Annotated in this window: 16 protein-coding genes and 1 tRNA gene; 8 read left to right on the forward strand and 9 right to left on the reverse strand. The window is 63.1% G+C overall.

The genetic code is table 11. The features are described 5' to 3' along the window. Positions 1-96: 96 nt before the first annotated feature. Both MF134_RS10135 and MF134_RS10140 read left to right on the forward strand, forming a co-directional pair. Complete coding sequence (locus MF134_RS10135) at positions 97-1,410, forward strand: glycosyltransferase family 2 protein (RefSeq protein ID WP_255339314.1); 1,314 nt, start codon at positions 97-99, stop codon at positions 1,408-1,410. A 224-nt stretch (positions 1,411-1,634) separates the two neighbouring features. Beyond that, positions 1,635-1,862, forward strand: a complete 228-nt coding sequence (locus tag MF134_RS10140; RefSeq protein WP_255339315.1) for a hypothetical protein — start codon at positions 1,635-1,637, stop codon at positions 1,860-1,862. A gap of 198 nt (positions 1,863-2,060) precedes the next feature. On the opposite strand, the gene MF134_RS10145 is transcribed toward MF134_RS10140, so the two are convergent. From MF134_RS10145 to MF134_RS10155, 3 genes are all read right to left on the reverse strand, one after another. After that, positions 2,061-2,786: a TetR/AcrR family transcriptional regulator gene (locus tag MF134_RS10145; protein WP_255339316.1), complete on the reverse strand. Its 726-nt coding sequence runs from the start codon at positions 2,784-2,786 to the stop codon at positions 2,061-2,063. Positions 2,787-2,911: 125 nt separating this feature from the next. After that, entirely contained in the window at positions 2,912-3,508 is a 597-nt protein-coding gene (locus MF134_RS10150) for a DUF2585 domain-containing protein (protein ID WP_457589969.1), read from the reverse strand. A gap of 114 nt (positions 3,509-3,622) precedes the next feature. Then, complete coding sequence (locus MF134_RS10155) at positions 3,623-5,227, reverse strand: bifunctional metallophosphatase/5'-nucleotidase (RefSeq protein ID WP_255339318.1); 1,605 nt, start codon at positions 5,225-5,227, stop codon at positions 3,623-3,625. Between the two features lie 219 nt (positions 5,228-5,446). On the opposite strand from MF134_RS10155, the gene MF134_RS10160 reads away from it, so the two are divergent. After that, entirely contained in the window at positions 5,447-5,998 is a 552-nt protein-coding gene (locus MF134_RS10160; RefSeq protein ID WP_255339319.1) for a dTDP-4-dehydrorhamnose 3,5-epimerase family protein, read from the forward strand. Positions 5,999-6,016: 18 nt separating this feature from the next. Here the strand turns inward: MF134_RS10160 and MF134_RS10165 are convergent, their stop codons facing one another. Beyond that, on the reverse strand, positions 6,017-7,189 hold the full coding sequence (locus tag MF134_RS10165; protein WP_255339320.1) for a glycosyltransferase family 2 protein: 1,173 nt from the start codon (positions 7,187-7,189) through the stop codon (positions 6,017-6,019). Between the two features lie 191 nt (positions 7,190-7,380). Between MF134_RS10165 and betI the strand changes: the two genes are divergently transcribed. From betI to MF134_RS10185, 4 genes are all read left to right on the forward strand, one after another. Then, positions 7,381-8,001 (forward strand): choline-binding transcriptional repressor BetI, encoded by a 621-nt coding sequence (gene betI, locus MF134_RS10170; protein WP_255339321.1) that lies wholly within the window; start codon positions 7,381-7,383, stop codon positions 7,999-8,001. Next, complete coding sequence (gene betA / locus MF134_RS10175; RefSeq protein WP_255339322.1) at positions 7,998-9,680, forward strand: choline dehydrogenase; 1,683 nt, start codon at positions 7,998-8,000, stop codon at positions 9,678-9,680. The genes betI and betA overlap by 4 nt, the downstream gene beginning before the upstream one ends. Beyond that, positions 9,677-10,354 (forward strand): endonuclease III domain-containing protein, encoded by a 678-nt coding sequence (locus MF134_RS10180; RefSeq protein ID WP_255339323.1) that lies wholly within the window; start codon positions 9,677-9,679, stop codon positions 10,352-10,354. Before betA ends, MF134_RS10180 begins: the two co-directional genes overlap by 4 nt. 178 nt (positions 10,355-10,532) lie before the next feature. After that, on the forward strand, positions 10,533-11,519 hold the full coding sequence (locus MF134_RS10185) for a YihY/virulence factor BrkB family protein (protein ID WP_255339324.1): 987 nt from the start codon (positions 10,533-10,535) through the stop codon (positions 11,517-11,519). A gap of 56 nt (positions 11,520-11,575) precedes the next feature. Here MF134_RS10185 and MF134_RS10190 read toward each other — a convergent pair whose 3' ends face one another. From MF134_RS10190 to petA, 5 genes are all read right to left on the reverse strand, one after another. Then, on the reverse strand, positions 11,576-12,124 hold the full coding sequence (locus tag MF134_RS10190; protein WP_255339325.1) for a formaldehyde-activating enzyme: 549 nt from the start codon (positions 12,122-12,124) through the stop codon (positions 11,576-11,578). A 204-nt stretch (positions 12,125-12,328) separates the two neighbouring features. Then, entirely contained in the window at positions 12,329-13,030 is a 702-nt protein-coding gene (locus MF134_RS10195) for a DUF1013 domain-containing protein (RefSeq protein WP_255339326.1), read from the reverse strand. 303 nt (positions 13,031-13,333) lie between these two features. Next, positions 13,334-14,224: a cytochrome c1 gene (locus MF134_RS10200; RefSeq protein WP_255339327.1), complete on the reverse strand. Its 891-nt coding sequence runs from the start codon at positions 14,222-14,224 to the stop codon at positions 13,334-13,336. A 27-nt stretch (positions 14,225-14,251) separates the two neighbouring features. Beyond that, a complete protein-coding gene (locus MF134_RS10205) occupies positions 14,252-15,547 on the reverse strand; it encodes a cytochrome b (protein WP_255339328.1) in 1,296 nt (431 codons plus the stop codon). 19 nt (positions 15,548-15,566) lie between these two features. Next, positions 15,567-16,163 (reverse strand): ubiquinol-cytochrome c reductase iron-sulfur subunit, encoded by a 597-nt coding sequence (petA, locus tag MF134_RS10210; RefSeq protein WP_255339329.1) that lies wholly within the window; start codon positions 16,161-16,163, stop codon positions 15,567-15,569. 700 nt (positions 16,164-16,863) lie between these two features. On the opposite strand from petA, the gene MF134_RS10215 reads away from it, so the two are divergent. Next, a tRNA-Ser gene (locus MF134_RS10215) sits at positions 16,864-16,953 on the forward strand. Positions 16,954-17,021: the final 68 nt, after the last annotated feature.

Genomic DNA, 17,021 nt, shown 5'->3' on the forward strand with positions numbered 1-17,021 from the left:
CCGCGGCCTCGCCACGCGGGCCCGGTCTCGCAGCATTGCCGGTCGCGAACAATGAGATCGTGCAGCGACGTGTCGCGAAGCGGAGGATGACTTCCCGTGAATATTTCCGTGAACCCAGCCGATCTGGCAGGAGACTCCGCCAAGCCCGACGCCGAAGTGCCGACCGACGTCACGATCAGTCTGTGCGTCCCGACCTGCAACAGGGCCCGCTTTCTGGAGTATCTGTTCACGCATCTCGCCGAGGTGAGCCCGTCCTTCGGATTCAGTTACGAGATCGTCATCTCGGACAACGCCTCGACCGACGATACCGGCGAGGTCGTCGCGCGGTTCAAGTCCGCGGGGATGCCGATCCGTTACTATCGGCAGGCTGAGCAGGTCCACGTCCTCAACAACGTGCTCAGCGCCTATCGGCGCGGCCGGGGACGCTATGTCCTCTACATCGCCGACGACGATCTTCTGCATCCGGAAGGGTTCGTCGACGCGATGAACTACATGCTCGCCAATCCGGACATTCTGGCCTGCTACTCGCCCTGGCAAAGCTGGGACGAGGTCCGGAAGGAGCCGCAGGGCCTCTTCTACAGGCTGAAGGATGACGTCACGGTGTTCAGGCCGGGGCAGGACGTCGATCTGTTGAAGATGATCGTCGAGGGCCACGTCTTTCCGGAGATTGCGATCTATCGCGCGGACGCCCTGCGCAGCCTGCTGACGACGCCGAGCTTCTGCTACTGGGCCTTCCCCTATCTGACCACGATTGCCGCCCAGGGACCCGTCGCTTTCCGCCGCGCACCCTTCTATCGGTCCGTCACGGCGACACCCGTCGCGCCGCAGCGCCTCCAGGACGGAACCGAGCAGGCCCTGATCGGATGGGACCTTTATCGCGGCGGTCTCGAATACATGATCTACACGCTCTTGCGTCGGCATGGGGTGACGCCCGACGAGACCGTTCGCCAGAGCTTCCGCAACATGGTCGACATGTTTGTCGAAGCGCGGATGCAGGTCGCCCTGCGGCTCTGGCTTGCACGCAAGGACTATCTCAAGGCGCATGATCTCATCGCGCGTCTTCACTACCTCTCCCCGCAGGCCGCCGCGAAGATCGACCCGAACAACACGCTCCGTCCTCTCCTCGTGGCCCAGACCCTGGCGCGTCACGCGAATGGCGTTGCCGATATCTCGCATCTGATGGTCGCCGGCGTGCCGGAGGCGGAAGCGGTCGGCAAGCTCATCCGCGATCTCGGGCTCTGCGAACGCATTTCGATCCTCGCCGACGAGGACGCCAGGCAGGGCGTGGACCGGGAACGGACCCTCGTCTTCCTCGGCCAGGAACGGCTCCGACCAGACTATCTCGCCGCCGGATTCGAGCCGGGTCTGATCGTCAGCGAGCGCGATATCGGACTGAACTATCTCGTCTGAGCGGGGGGCTGCGCCCATCTTCTCCTAACCGATGAAGGGGGAGGTCGATCGCCTCACCGCTGCTGTTGCCGCGTGCGACCCGCAGCGGACCGATGATGCCAGACAATCAGACGTGCATAATTCTTTCATTCGGCTTGAATTCATCGAAAAATAGCATTTCTTTTCAGTCATTCTTTCTTAATTGGATTGACGTTGGGGAAATTTCTCTCCGGCATCCTCACGTCATGTCTACTGTGCTTTCTCATGTCGTGGCACCGGTGCTGGGATTGGCGAGCCTTTACGGGTTGGCGGGCGCATTCCTGACTGGTGAAATCTATGCCGTCTCGCGGCTGACAAATCCGGAGTGGGTGACTGTCTACAGCGATCCCCTCCAATTCGGTGCTTCCGTCTTCTGCATGGGGGTGACGCTCTTGGTCTCGCTCTACCTCTTCCTGAAGCCTGCAGCAGGGTGACCGTCACAGGCCCCGCCGCGGGGCGCGAATGGCGAAGACCTTCGTTGAAAAGGGCTGTTCGCCAGGCGGCATGGAGGAGCCGATGGTCCCTTGAGGCGTCTGCCTTCCCTGGCTCTCCCGGCGCGGCGGTTTCCGGGATGATACCGCCTACGGTGAGCAACGGACTTCGAACGCCGTTTCAGGCTGTGTCCATGACACTCATCGTGAAAATTCCTCCGCGAGAGTGGTGTCGGAGGCACCGGTGCCGCGCAGGGCGAAATAGGCCAATTGCCGGGCGATCAGGTCGCGCTTTTGAACCAGAGCGTCGAGGGTTTCCTGCGGCCAGCGCAGCGGTCCGTCGAGAACGGCGACGAAGATCCTGCCGAGCATCTCCGTGTCACGCCCCGACGGCAAATCGCGCTCTCGCCCGGCCTCGGCGATCAACTCGGCAAACCGGGCGTCATAAGCCCGGCGTCTTTCGACGAGGGTCGCGATCGCGTCGCGTTCGGCGGCGGGCAGTTGCATCATCGCCGGACCGGCGATGGCATCCGCCATGGTCCGGTGCAGTGCGTTGGCGGTGAGAACGTCCGAGGCATGGATCACGGCTAAAGCCGTCAGCCGCGTCACGGCGCGCTCCGACGTCTGCGTTGTGCGTGTGGCCTTTTCTTCGAGTGTCGAAAACCCGGCCCGGCAGACATCTCCAAGCAACTCGCCCTTCGAGCGATAGCGATGATAGACGAGGCCCTTGGTCGCCCCAAGGCGCTGTGCGACCTCGTCGATCGAGGCGGCGGCGAAACCACGTTCGGCGAAGATCTCCGCCGCTGCGCCGAGAATGCGTCGATTGAGATCGCCGCTGTCTTCACCGCCCGCCCGGATGGCCGCGAAATCCCGCTCGCTTCGCGGCGGTCGGCCGCGCGACCCGGACGGCTTGGTCTGCTTCGCCATCGACCCCTCCTGCGCATGGTCCATGCGATGGAGGTATACCTTATCGTATGGTTTGCGATCCGGCGAGGTCCGCCCGCAATCTCGGCACCCATGTCCCGTCTGGCACTCAAGTCAATGCGAAGTTGTCATCCGCCGGCCTGCCATGTCCGGATGGCTTCGATCGGCCAGATCAACATGATGACGTTGAGAAGAAGATTGTCGCGGATGATGAAGCCGACGATCAGTTCCAGCGCGACCGCGATCACGATCGTCAGCCAGACGGGCAGGCGGCTCGCCAGCCAGAAGCCCAGCGCCATGAAACCGATATCGGCCAGGGAATTGATGATGGAATCGCCGTAATAGTCGAGGGCTATCGTGGCTTCCCGGTAGCGGTTGATGACCGCGTCGGTGTTTTCGACGATCTCCCAGGCGCATTCGATGACGAGAGCTGCCACGAGCCGCCAGCCGAAGGAGAAACGGCGCAGAAGCAGCCATGCGGCGAAATAGAACAGGAAGCCGTGGATCAGGTGGGACGGCGAATACCAGTCCGAAAGATGCTGGGAGTTCTCGGAACTCTGCACGGCGCCATGCCAGAGCTTGACCGTGCCGCATTCGCAGATCGGAACGCGGCCCATGGCAAACAGAATCATGGCGGTGCCGGCGACGATGGCGAGGCCCACCAGGAACGGCCAAAGAGAGGAGAGGCCCGCTCGGGATCGGGAGGAATGCGCAGACAAGTCGATTGTGCTCCAACAGCGGGACTGGCCGCCGAAGCGGCGCCCGGAGCTTAGGAGCCTGGCAGTGAAGGAACCGGAAACCTCTCGGATATCCGGTCCGTTCGCCGTTCCGGGTGTAGACTATTCGGCCCTGGTGATGCGTCCGTCCGTATAGGGCTGGTAGGGTGTGTTGTCCTTCGCGATATACTCGGCAACGACCGCGTCGAGCGATGGGCCGTAATCATAGGCGTCCATGCCCTTTTCGGCGAAGACCGAATAACCGTCGCCGCCGCCGCGCATGTAGTTGTTGGATACGACGAGATAGGTCTTGTCGTCTTCGAGCGGCACGAACTCGCCGTCCTCCGCGACCATCACGTCGCTGATGCGGTTGCCCGGCTCGGCCGATTGCGACCAGGTGAATTTGAGGCCGGCGACCTGCGGAAAGCGGCCGGCGCCTTCCTCGACCTGGGAGACCCCGTTTTCGAGGGCTGCCTTGATGTCGGAACCCTTGAGCTTGAAGGTGGAAAGCGTGTTCTGGAACGGCAGCACCGTCAGAACCTCGCCCATGGTGATCTCACCCTCGTCGATCGACGCGCGCAAGCCACCGCCATTGGCGATCGCGATCTGCACGCCCTGATCCTTGACCCGGTCGAGCATCGCATCGGCCACGAGAGCACCCATCTCGCACTCGCCGCTCCGGCACGCATCTCGCGAGCCGTCGATGGGGGCGGCCGTGGAGCCGATGACCTTCTGACGGATTTCTTCGAGCGGCCCTGCGAGTTCGGAAATCCGCTCCTTCAGCTTGCTGTCTTCGGCAATCTCGCCGTCCATGATGATCGGCTCGCCGGTCGCGGCGGTCACCACGCCATCATCGTCGAAGGTGACTTCGAGCTGGCCGAGATATTTCCCATAGGCATAGGCCTGGACGATCGGCACCTCATGGCCATCAGGGCCCATGACCATGGTGGGGTAGGGGCCTTCGGCCGAATCGTCGGTGTTGGAGAGGAAGGTGTTGGTGTGGCCGCCGACGATGACGTCGATGCCCGGTACTTCCTTGGCGATGCGCTGGTCGGTCTTGTAGCCGGAATGGCTGAGCAGGATGATCTTCTCGACTCCCTGCTCGGTCAGCGCCTGAACTTCGGATTTTAAGGCCTCGACGGGGTCGGAGAAGGTGATGTTTGGCCCCGGGCTGGCCAGCTCGCCCGTGTCGGCCGGCGTAACGCCGATCAGACCGATCTTCTCACCCTCTCGTTCGATGATGGCCGAGGGTTTCAGGGCATCGGCGAGTTCCGGTTCTTGGGTAATATCGGCATTGGCGAGCAGGATCGGGAATTCGATCGCGTCCATGAAGGCGCGCAGCACCTTCGGCCCGTCGTCGAACTCGTGATTGCCAACGGTCATGGCGTCATAGCCGAGGGCGTTCATCAGTTCAGCGGCGGCCTTGCCCTTGTACTGGGTGTAGAACAGCGTGCCCTGGAACTGGTCTCCGCCATCGACGAGGATCGGGTTCTCCGCCGCCTCGCGTGCTGCGCGAATTGCGGTGAGAAGCCGGGCCGATCCGCCGAAGCATTTGTTCTCGGCAAGATCTTCCTCGCCGCAGGTGGAATCGTATTTGTTGATCGGCTCGATGCGCGAGTGAAAGTCGTTGGTATGAAGGATGGTCAGCCTGTACTCGGCTGCGGCGGGTAGGGAGGTAAAGGCTGTCAGCGCGAGCGCCATGCCAGTCAGGCGGGAGGAGATCATCATTTCGTTCCTCGTCAGGCCGGTCGGATTCCGGGGCAGGTCCGCATTTGTAGCCCTGGCTCACGTCAAACGGAATATCGACGCGTCGATATTCCGATGGCTCGTGCCTGAGCGGAAAAATCTGGTGGCGCGGCTGGTGTCGCTTTCCGGCATCCCATATCGTCCAGACGGCTTGGGAGCCTTGAGGCGACATAGAATAACGAAAGCGGGATTAAAGCAGTTATGGAAGTATTGAAAACCTCAATCGAGGGATGTCTGCTGCTGAAAACAGCAAAATTCCAGGACGATCGAGGGTTTTTCCTGGAATCATACCGGCAGAGCGCGATAGAAAACGTGCTCGGGCGTCCGCACCGTTTCATGCAGGGCAATTACTCGCGATCCAAGGCAAACGTCCTGCGAGGCTTTCATACGGAGCGCTGGGACAAGTTCGTCTTCGTGGTCCATGGACGTGCTCTTTGCGTCGTGGCCGATACGCGTCCCGACAGCGAAACATTCGGCAAGACCGAAAGCTTTCTTCTGGGAGACGAGCCTCACGCGCACAATCGCGTGTTCCTTCGGCAGGGGCTGAGCAACGCCTTTTATTGCTTTACCGAAGTCGACTACCTGAACGACGTCTCGGAGGAGTTCAATCCCGACCATCGGGGCGGCGTGTCGTGGGCCGATCCGCTGCTGAATGTCGAGTGGCCGACGCGGGAGCCGATCCTCTCCAAGACCGACGCCAATCTGCCCACCTTGCAGGAGCTCTATCCCGACCATCCGGTCTTTTCGGGCTGAGAGCCGGGCCTGCGATGGCTATGTCCGCCTGAGCCGCGACCAGATTCGCCCGACTCTGCCGCTTGCTGACGAGAGCCGGGAAGGTGGGCGGGAAGGCGGAAATTCGTCCGGCCGCATCTCCAGTCGAGTGAGCAGATCGTCGACGCGCTCGCCGACATCTCCTGCTCTGCGTTCGAGAACCGCTGCGACTGCCCGGGCCCGCGGAACCGCGTTCCGAGCAGCCTCGACAAAGCGGATCTTCTCCGGCTGCGTCGCATCCGGGGAACCGGCTTTGAGAGCGAGGAACACCAGTCTCGCCACCCACACCTGGTCGGAGGTGAGGGGGACCTCCATCACTTCCCCGTCCACCGCAATGTTCCCCGGTGCGTCTTCGTGGACGGCGCGCAAGCGGCATCGCTCCATCGCGGCTTCGAACGTCGCGACCTGTTGAACCTCATGAGCGATGAAGGTGCGAGCGATCATTTCCCCGAGGCCCGCGCGTTTCAACAATTGCGAGATCGTCTCGGGTTGATTCACCTTTGCGAGCCAGGGCCCGAGATCCACAAGCCGGCGCTCGGGATTGGCATGGATGCGACGACTGTCCTGGCTTGGCAGTTTCAAGAAGGTCTGTCTGGCCCGGCAGGCCACCCGCATGTCCTCATGACGGAAGAACTTTCGCCACATGTAGACATCTGACGGGGCCTTTGGTGGGGCCGGTGTCCAACCCTCCTCGAGGCGCAGATACATGTCGCGGCGATAAGCGATGTTGTTGAGCCCGGAGGGAAGCATCTTTCGGCCCGGCTTTGTCCCGTGGTTGCAGATGTGCCAGGCGGGTATCTGTGTCTCGAACACGAGAAGACTTGCCTCGAAGGCGAAATCGGCCCGGTCGAGCATGGCGGTCATCGTCTCCAGGTGATCGCAAGCCCAGATGTCGTCATCGCTCAGATGGCAGACATATGGCTCGGAGGCATTCCGGATGACCGGATCGCGGTAAGCCTCCCCGAAGCGCTCGCCCTTCGGATGTCGTTCATAGGTGACGCGCGGGTCCTCCTGCGAAATCTGCTCCAGGATATCGATCGTGCGCTGTGGCGAGCCGTCACAGATCACCACCATGCGCCAGTCGGTGTCACGCTGCGCCCTGACGCTGGCGATCGACATGTAGAGAGCGTCGGCGTGGTCGTGGGTCGGGCAGAGGATGAGGGTGCGGGCCAAGGAATTCTTCCTGAACGAAGTCGTGTGGGAGCGCGGGAGGCAGAAGGGTCGTCAAAGCCTTCACGGCGCGGCCGCACGTTAGCTCATGTCGTCGGCGGGATAACCCCCGGCAGCCTCCATCCCCAATCCGTTGCGGAGGTCATGCCAGGAGTGTTGATTGACGGATCAATTAAGACATTTATGTTGGTCGAATGATCGAGGGTGTCCATTCAGGCAGAACACGGTGGGATCGGTCGAGATCCACCATCGAGGCTCGGCGCCGGCAAAGCGTCATCGCCGCCACTGTCGCCGCCATCGACCAGGCGGGCTCTCTCGACGTGACGATGGCGGAAATCGCGCGACTCGCCGGTGTCTCGCCCGCTCTCGTGCATCATTACTTCGGCACCAAAGACGATTTGATGATCGCCGCCATGCGCACGCTGCTCGGCCAGTATCGTCAGGAGATCGCGCGGCGGCTGCGGGAGGCTCCCGGCCCTCGCGAGAGGGTCAGCGCGGTCATCTCCGGCAGTTTCGCGCCCAGCCAGTTCACGCAGGAATCCATATCGGCCTGGCTGGTTTTCTATCTCTACGCAAGGCGATCGGCGGAGGCGGCCCGGCTGTTGCGCATCTATTTTCGGCGGCTCGAGACCAATCTGGTCTCCGCGCTCGATCCTCTCGTGGGCGCGAAGAAGTCCCGGCGGATCGCGGCCGGCGCGGGAGCGATGATCGACGGTGTGTGGCTGCGCCAAGCGCTGACACCATTGACCCAACCGAACCCTGAGACGGCCGCCCGCATGGTCGAGCGGTTCATCGACGCGGAGATCCAAGCATGAAGACCATCGACGAAGCCGACTACGTGATCGTCGGGTCCGGTTCGGCCGGTTCGGCCATGGCCTATCGGCTGTCGGAAAGCGGCAAATACGACGTCGTCGTGGTGGAAGCCGGCGGGACGGATGCCGGACCGTTCATTCAGATGCCCGGTGCGCTGTCCTTTCCCATGAACATGCAGCGCTATGACTGGGGCTACAAGGCCGAAGCGGAAAAGACGCTGGCGGGACGCCAACTCGTGACGCCGCGCGGACGGGTGATCGGTGGGTCCTCGTCGATCAACGGCATGGTCTACGTCCGGGGCCACGCTCTCGACTACGAGCACTGGGCGGCGAGCGGCGCGTCCGGCTGGGCCTTTGCCGACGTGCTCCCCTATTTCAAGCGCATGGAGAATTTCCATGGCGGCGCCGGTCGCGGCGTCGATCCCAAATGGCGCGGAACAGCGGGGCCGCTCAACGTCAAGAATGGCGAGATGCAGAACCCGCTTTACGAGGCCTTTGTCGAGGCGGGGCGGCAGGCCGGCTATCCGGTGACCGAGGACTACAATGGCGAGCAGCAGGAGGGCTTCGGCCCGATGCAGCAGACCATCTGGCAGGGCCGGCGCTGGTCGGCCGCGAACGCCTATCTGCGCCCCGCCATGAAACGCGGCAATTGCCGGCTCCTCAACGCACAAGGGATCAGTGTCGCCTTCGAGGGCGATCGCGCGATCGGCATGGTGGTGCGCGCCGGCCGCCGCGGGAAGGGCTTGGTCAAGGCGCGGCGCGAGGTGGTTCTGGCAGCCGGCTCGATCAATTCGCCGCTGATCCTCATGCATTCGGGCATTGGCGATGCCGACGATCTGAAGCATTTCGGGATCGACGTGAAGGTGCCGCGGCCAGGCGTCGGCCAGAACCTTCAGGACCATCTGGAACTCTATATCCAGCAGACCTGCATCCAGCCGATCACCCTCAACGGCTATCTCAGCCTGTTCGCCAAGGGCCGGGTGGGCCTCGAATGGATGATGCTCCACACCGGCTATGGCGCCACCAATCATTTCGAGGCAGCGGCCTTCATTCGCTCCGCGGCCGGCATCGAATATCCCGATATCCAGTACCACTTCCTGCCGGGCGCTATCCGCTACGACGGCAAGGCGGCCGCGCCTGGCCACGGCTTCCAGGCGCATGTCGGGCCGATGCGTTCGAAGTCGCGCGGCGCGGTCCGGCTGAAGAGCGCTGATCCGAAGGATGCACCGTCGATCCGCTTCAACTACATGTCCCATCCGGACGACTGGACCGAGTTTCGAACCGCCATCCGGCTGACCCGCGAGATATACGCGCAGGAGGCCTTCGATCCCTATCGCGGCCCGGAGATCCAGCCGGGCGCCGAGGCCACCAGCGACGAGGATCTCGACCGCTTCATCGCCGAACACGCCGAAAGCGCCTATCATCCCTGCGGCACGGCAAGGCTCGGCGCGCCGGATGACGAGATGGCGGTGGTCGACCCCGAGTGCCGGGTGATCGGAGTGGAGAATCTGCGTCTCGCGGATTCCTCGATCTTCCCGCGGATCACCAATGGCAATCTCAATGGTCCTTCGATCATGGTGGGCGAGAAGGCCGCCGACCATATCCTCGGCCAGGGCGTGCTCGCGCCGGAGCCGGAACTGAAGCCTTGGATTGCCTCCGACTGGCAGACGAAGCAGCGGTGAGCCGGGAGCGGCAAGGAGGTTCGGTCCTTGCGCCCGAGGATGTCGAGCGCGTGTTTCGCCGTCTGGCCGAGGAGATGCCAGGCCAGACGCCCGGCGCCAAGGGGCCGAAGGACCAGCCGGATCCGTTTCGCTCTGTCGTCTCCTGCCTGCTTTCCGCGCAAAGCCGCGACGTGAACACCGCCGCGGCCGTGAAGGCCCTGTTCGCCCGCGCCACGACGCCGGAAGACATGCTCGCGCTCTGTGAGGCGGAGATCGCTGCGGCGATCAAACCCTGCGGCCTCTACAACATGAAGGCCAGGAACATTCTGAAGCTCTGCGGTGCGCTGATCGACGAGCACAAGGGCGTCGTGCCGTCCTCGCGGGCCGCGCTGATGCGGCTGCCTGGCATCGGCCGCAAATGCGCGGACATCGTGCTCAGCTTCACCTTCGGCGCCGAGGTGATCGCGGTCGACACCCATGTGCACCGCGTTTCGAACCGGATCGGCCTGACCGAGGCGCGTACGGCCGACGAGACCGCGCGGCAACTGGAGGAGAGGGCGCCGGAGTGGGCCCTGAAGGAAGGCCATTTCTGGCTCATCCAGTTCGGGAAGGCTGTCTGCGTGGCGCGCGCGCCGAAATGCCACCGCTGCTTTCTCACTGATCTCTGCCGTTTTTACGCAGCGGCTCGCCTATAGCCGCCTCAGCGTCTGGCGGCGTCGGGCCAGAGCCCGGTGGTTTCTCGATCACCCGCAGATGCGACGCGGCGGAACCACCCCGCAGCGAATGGATTGCCATTCGTAGTGGCCGCGCAGCCGCGAACTCGGCGCGCCGCGATTCGAAACTCGCCACCTTCGCACCAGAGGAACCGCCCCGATGTCCCAAGAGGCCACCTATCGACCGGACCATGGCCACCGGGCCGAAACGCCGATGGAGATGCCGAAGAAGGGCTGGAAGGACGTTCTCTTCCGGGTCAAGGACCAGTTCGAGACGCATTCGGTCACGCTGGTCGCGGGCGGACTGACGTTTTACCTGCTGCTCTCGCTGTTTCCGGCGATCGCTTCTCTAGTCGCGATCTACGGCCTCCTCGCCGATCCCCAGACCATTCAGCAACAGGTTTCCACTTTGCAGGGCATCGTTCCGGAAGGGGCGTTGTCGGTCATCCAGTCGCAGCTCGAGCGTCTGTCCGGCAAGGCGGACTCGTCGCTGTCCATTGCTTTCGCCATCTCGCTGCTTCTATCGCTCTGGAGTGCCAACAAGGGCGTGACGGCGCTCTTCAAGGCGATGAACATCGCCTATGAGGAAGAGGATGAGCGAGGCATGGTGAAGCGTACCGCCATGACGCTGGGCTTCACGCTCGCCACCATTCTTCTCGTGGTCGCAGCGCTCGCGGTCGTGGTCGTCCTGCCCGCCGCGCTCTCGGTGCTGCCGCTTGGCGGTATAGCTGGTTGGCTGGTCGCCGCAGCCAGCGCGGTCGTGCTGGCTGGCGTGGCGCTCTTGTGGATCGGGGGTCTGTTCCGATTCGGGCCGGACCGCCGCCATGCCCGCTTCAAATGGCTGACGCCGGGTGCGATCGTGACGATCGTCGGCTGGATCGTGGCTTCGCTGCTGTTCGGCTTCTACACCGGCAACGTCAAGAATTTCGACGCGAGCTATGGCTCCTTCGCGTCGATCATCGTCTTCCTGATGTGGACTTGGATCATGATGATCGTGCTGCTCGTGGGAGCGGAAATCAACGCGCAGCTTGAACATCAGACCCGGCGCGACACGACGGTCGGGCCGGAGCGCGAGCCCGGCGACCGGCAGGCCAAGCTCGCCGACCAGATCGTCGCACTGCGCGAGGGCGAGCGAGGCAGAGCCTGACGCCGCTCGCCGGATTGCTTCTGCTTCCTGGAAAAGGAAGGCCGAGGAAGCGAGCCTCAGATCTTACCGTCGAGGCCCATCTGGTAGTATTTGTGGACGATCTTGTCCTGGTTCTCGAGCAGCCAGTCGATCGACGGCTCGTTGGCCATGGCCTTGCGGATCGCCGTGGTCATGCCCTTGCGATGGATGTCGAAGAGCACCTTGTGGTCGAGATTTTCGACATCGACGATGGTCGGCGCCAGCCAGACCGAGCAGATGATGCCGAGATCGTTGACCTGATCCTTCGGCAGAAGCCCCTCGCGCACCGCGTCGAGCACACCATTCGCGATCGCGAACTGCACCGTCCCCATGAGGATGTTGGTGTATTTGGGATTGTCGACCGTCACCTTGGAGACGCAGAGCGTCACCGGGCGGACCATGACATCGGTGTTGAGAAGCGCATAGACGCGGCTGTGGCCGGCGACCTGATCGCCGGTGAGCGTCGCAAGCGCCGTGCCGACCGGCCCGTCCAGCGCTCCGATGACCACTTCGGGCTCGGCCGCCGTGCCCGGAGGGCCTCCGGCGACAAGGGCTTCTCCGGTGCGCATGACGATACGATCGGACATTCAAAGTTCTCGCTTGTTCGAGTGATGGTGCGCTCCCGCTACCACCCCTTCGCGATTGCGTTCAACCCGGTGCCGCCAATGGCGCAATCGGTTTTGCCGTTTGCAAGCCGCCGATCCCGGCAAGGCATACCCGCAAAACACAAGGGCGCCAGCCTCGGCGGCGGCGCCCCTTGATAAAATCTGCGATGCAGATCTTCGCTCGGATCAGTTCTGGCTGTCTTCATCCTCGTCCGGCTCGCTGCGCCGCATGGAGGAGAGCTTGGCGAAGACCGCCGCCTCGTCGATCTCGTTTTCGTCGCTGGTCGAGGAATGCGACCAGTTCTGGGTCTGCGCGGCGGAGAGCAGGCGCTCCTCTTCGGCGAGATCCTCGCTGCGCGGCGGCAGGCCGCGCGTTGCCTTCTCCACTTCGAGATCAAGATCGATCTGAGAGCAAAGGCCGAGTGTCACCGGATCCATGGGCTGCAGATTGGCGGAGTTCCAGTGAGTGCGTTCGCGGATCTGCTCGATCGTGTTCTTGGTCGTGCCGACGAGCCGGGAAATCTGGGCGTCCTTCATCTCCGGGTGGTTGCGCACCAGCCAGAGGATCGCGTTTGGGCGGTCCTGACGCTTGGAAACCGGCGTATAGCGCGGACCCTTGCGCTTGGATTCCGGCACGCGGACCTTGGGCGCCGAGAGCTTCAGACGGTGCTTCTCGTTCTTCTCGCCGCGCTCGATCTCGTCACGCGACAGCTGGCCGGTCATGACCGGATCGAGACCCTTGATGCCCTGAGCCGATTCGCCATCGGCGATCGCCTTCACCTCCAGCGGGTGGAGCGTGCAGAAATCGGCGATCTGCTCGAAAGACAGGGACGTGTTGTCGACGAGCCAGACGGCGGTGGCCTTCGGCATCAACAATTGCTGGGCCATGGATAAAATCCTCCTTATCGCCCGCCCCGGTAGGGGTCGGGCCGTGGATCATCGGGCGATGTCCGGGAATTCGCTGATCGATATAAAGCTTTGGCGGGATGGGTGCAAGGCGAGGCTCGCGATGTCTTTGCGACCGGCGAGGGCGTCTGTTGCGCCGTCCTTTTTGCTGCGCCCACGCGACGGCACGATTTCGCCGCAGCATCGCCAGGAGATGTCCTGCTGAAAGAAAACGGCCTCCGGATCGCTCCGAAGGCCGCTCCTACGAATTTTATGTGACCAAGTCTCGGCTTGCGAAGCCGAAGCTCAGTGCGGCGTGTTGGCCCAGACCCGTCCCTTCACGACGAACAGCATGCCGGCGAAGACCACCAGGAAGATCATCACGACGAAGCCGGTCGCCTTGCGCTCGGTCAGGTGAGGCTCGGCCGCCCACATCATGAAGGCCGCGACGTCGCGCGAATATTGTTCGACAGTCTGGGGCGAGCCGTCGGTGTACTCCACCTGGTCGTCGCTGATCGGCGGCGGCATGGCGAGGGCGGGACCCGAGATGAAATAGGGGTTGTAGTAGGTTCCCGGCTGGATCGACTCGGCGATGTGCTCCGGCGGTTCTTCGCCGTAACCGGTGAGCAGGGCATGGATATAGTCTGGCCCCGCCTCCTGATACTGGCTGAACAGATCGAAGACGAAGGTCGGGAACCCGCGCTCCACGGCTCGCGCCTTGGCGAGCAGAGAGAAGTCCGGCGGCGCGGCGCCGTTATTGGCCGCGGCCGCTGCTTCCGGATTCGGGAAGGGCGAGGGGAAATAGTCCGACGGGATACCCGGACGTTCGAACATCTCGCCGTCGCCGTTCGGGCCATCCTGGATCGTGTATTCGGCGGCGAAGGCCTTTACCTGCTCTTCGCTGTAGCCGAGATCCTCCAGATTGCGGAAGGCGACGAGCCGCATGCCGTGGCAAATCGAGCAGGCCTCGCGATAGACCTTCAGGCCGCGCTGGAGCTGTCCCAGATCCCAATGGCCGAACGGCCCGGCGAAGGACCAGTCGAGCTGCTGGGGGCGCTTGAGCGGGTAGTGGGGCGTCTCCCCGTGACCCTCTTCGGCGGCGGCCTCATGACCGGCCTCGTCCTGCGCCTGGGCCGTGCCCAGCGGCAGGATGAGCAGAGCACCGGCGAACAGAGCCTTGAGCAAAAGTTGCTTCATCGTCATCGTCCTCAGCTCTGTCACGCTTCAGCCTTTTGTTTCCGGGGCTGCTGTGGCGCCCGCTGGTGTCTGGCCCCCGCCATTCTTAGCAAGCACCGCCTCGGTGATCGATCCGGGTAGCTTTTTCGGTGTCTCGACGAGACCGAGCACCGGCAGAACGATCAGGAAGTGGCCGAAATAGTAGATCGTGCCGGCGAGCGAGAGGGCCGGGTAGATGCCCTCCGCGGGCTTCGAGCCGAGCCAGCCCAGGAAGACGCAGTCGGCCACCAGGATCCAGAAGAAGATCTTGTAGATCGGCCGGAAGGCGGTGGAGCGGATGCGCGACGTGTCGAGCCAGGGCAGGAAGAACAGGACCAGGATCGAGCCGAACATGACGAGCACGCCACCGAGCTTGGAATCGATCGGACCGATGTTGAAGGTGATCGCGCGCAGCATCGCGTAGAAGGGCAGGAAGTACCATTCCGGAACGATATGCGCCGGCGTCTTCAGTGGGTTCGCCTCGATATAGTTGTCCGGATGGCCGAGATAGTTCGGCAGGTAGAACACCATGTAGGCGAAGGCGATCAGGAACACCATCATGGCGAAGCCGTCCTTGATCGTCGCATGCGGCGTGAACGGGACGGTGTCCTTCGACGATTTCACCTCGACGCCGGTCGGATTGGTCTGACCGGTCACGTGCAGCGCCCAGACGTGCAGGATGACGACGCCGGCGATCATGAAGGGCAGGAGGTAGTGCAGCGAAAAGAACCGGTTCAGCGTCGCATTGTCGACGGCGAAGCCGCCGAGGAGGAGCTGCTGGATCGGATCGCCGATCAGCGGAAATGCGGTGAAGAAGCCGGTGATCACCGTCGCGCCCCAGAAGGACATCTGGCCCCAAGGAAGCACGTAACCCATGAACGCCGTCGCCATCATCAGAAGGAAGATGATCACGCCGAGGATCCACAGCACTTCGCGGGGCGCCTTGTAGGAGCCGTAATAGAGACCGCGGAAGATGTGGAGATAGACGGCGACGAAGAAGAAGGAGGCGCCGTTGGCGTGCATGTAGCGCAGCAGCCAGCCCCAGTTCACGTCGCGCATGATCCTCTCGACAGAGGTGAAGGCGAGGCCCGAGGCCGCGGCATAGTGCATGGCAAGCACGACGCCGGTGAGAATCTGCACTACCAGGAAGAGCGAGAGAATCCCGCCGAAGGTGTAGGCGTAGTTCAGATTGCGCGGAACCGGGTAGGCGACGAAGGAATCATACAGAAGCCGGGGCAGGGGAAGCCTGGCGTCCAGCCACTGCATGAAGCCCTTGGAGGGCACGTAGGAAGAATGACCGCTCATGAGTTTTTCCGTGCTCCCCTCAACCGATTCGGACGGTGGTGTCGGAGGTGAATTCGAAAGGCGGGATCGCCATGTTCTCCGGCGCCGGCCCCGACCGAATGCGGCCGGCCGTATCGTAATGCGAGCCGTGGCAGGGGCAGAACCAGCCGTCATAGTCGCCCGACTGGCCGAGCGGAATGCAGCCGAGATGGGTGCACACGCCGATCATGACGAGCCACTGTTCGCGGGCCATTGCCATGTCGTCGCCGGTGGGCGGGCTTCCCGCCCCCATCGTCCGGTTGATGTCAGTCGCGGGCGCGTCGGCGGCGATATTGGCGTTGCGCGCCAGCGGGTCCTTGAGATCGTCGAGCGCGACCGTCTTGGCTTCCTCGACCTCCTGTGCCGTCCGCTGGCGGATGAACACCGGCTTGCCGCGCCATTTGGCGGTGATCGACTGGCCTTCTGCGACCTGGCTGACGTCGACCTCGATCTCGGCCAGTGCCAGCGTGGCGGCGTCGGGGTTCATCTGGTCGATGAACGGCCAGGCCACGGCGGCGGCGCCCACCGCGCCGACCGCACCCGTGGCAATATAGAGAAAGTCTCGACGATTCGGTTCGGCGGTATCGTGGACGCTCACGGTCGCTGCAACTCCTTGCAAGGCTCGTCAGCAGAATGGCTGCTTCTGGCGAGTTTCGAGATCGCGACAAGCAAATGGCCAGCAAAAAGGTTTGCCCCCGGCCCCCCGGCGCGACGATTGGAGCGGTTCTATGCGCGAAACTCCTCCGTTGTCCAGAGCAAAGGAAGGGGGAAGGGCATCGTGTCGCGAGGATGAGACAAGGTCGGCCTTTCCAGACGGGGTATCCACACGGCCCGGATCGCGACGACGCGCTGTCCATTCTCCGCCATCTGTCCCACCCAGGGGCGAGGGCGCAGGTAGATCATGGCGCCGGCCCGGCGCGTTTCAGGCGTTAACTGCACAGCCAGACGTTCGTGTCGGCGGCCGGAAGCCCTTGTGAAAACGCAGAAATGATCTCGGGACGAGACTCAAACTCCTCTGCACTGGAGACAGCCGCGGCGTCGGAGAGCATTCGAGCGCCCACCTCGCCGGAGGCGACTTGCGCGAAGCTTGACCGGATCGACGGGCCATGGGGGTTTGATCGCGATTTTGTTGACTTGATCTCTTGTCACCGGGTTCGGGGCTTTGATAAGAGACCGGCGCGCTTGAGAAGCGCCGACCCATGCGGCGGCAACGGCCTTGGTGCCGATGCCGCCTTTCGTGCCGACACGAACAAGACGATGACCGGCAAAGCCGCATCGCCAGTGCCAGGCCCGCTTCCGGAGAGGTGGCAGAGTGGTCGAATGCACCGCACTCGAAATGCGGCATACGGGCAACCGTATCGGGGGTTCGAATCCCCCCCTCTCCGCCAAGAGCCTCCTAAGTCACTGATTTCATTTTAGGCCCTACAGCGTAAGGGTCTCGCGATCGCCGCGTGGT

Source organism: Jiella marina, from assembly GCF_024359545.1.
Classification (GTDB): domain Bacteria; phylum Pseudomonadota; class Alphaproteobacteria; order Rhizobiales; family Rhizobiaceae; genus Jiella.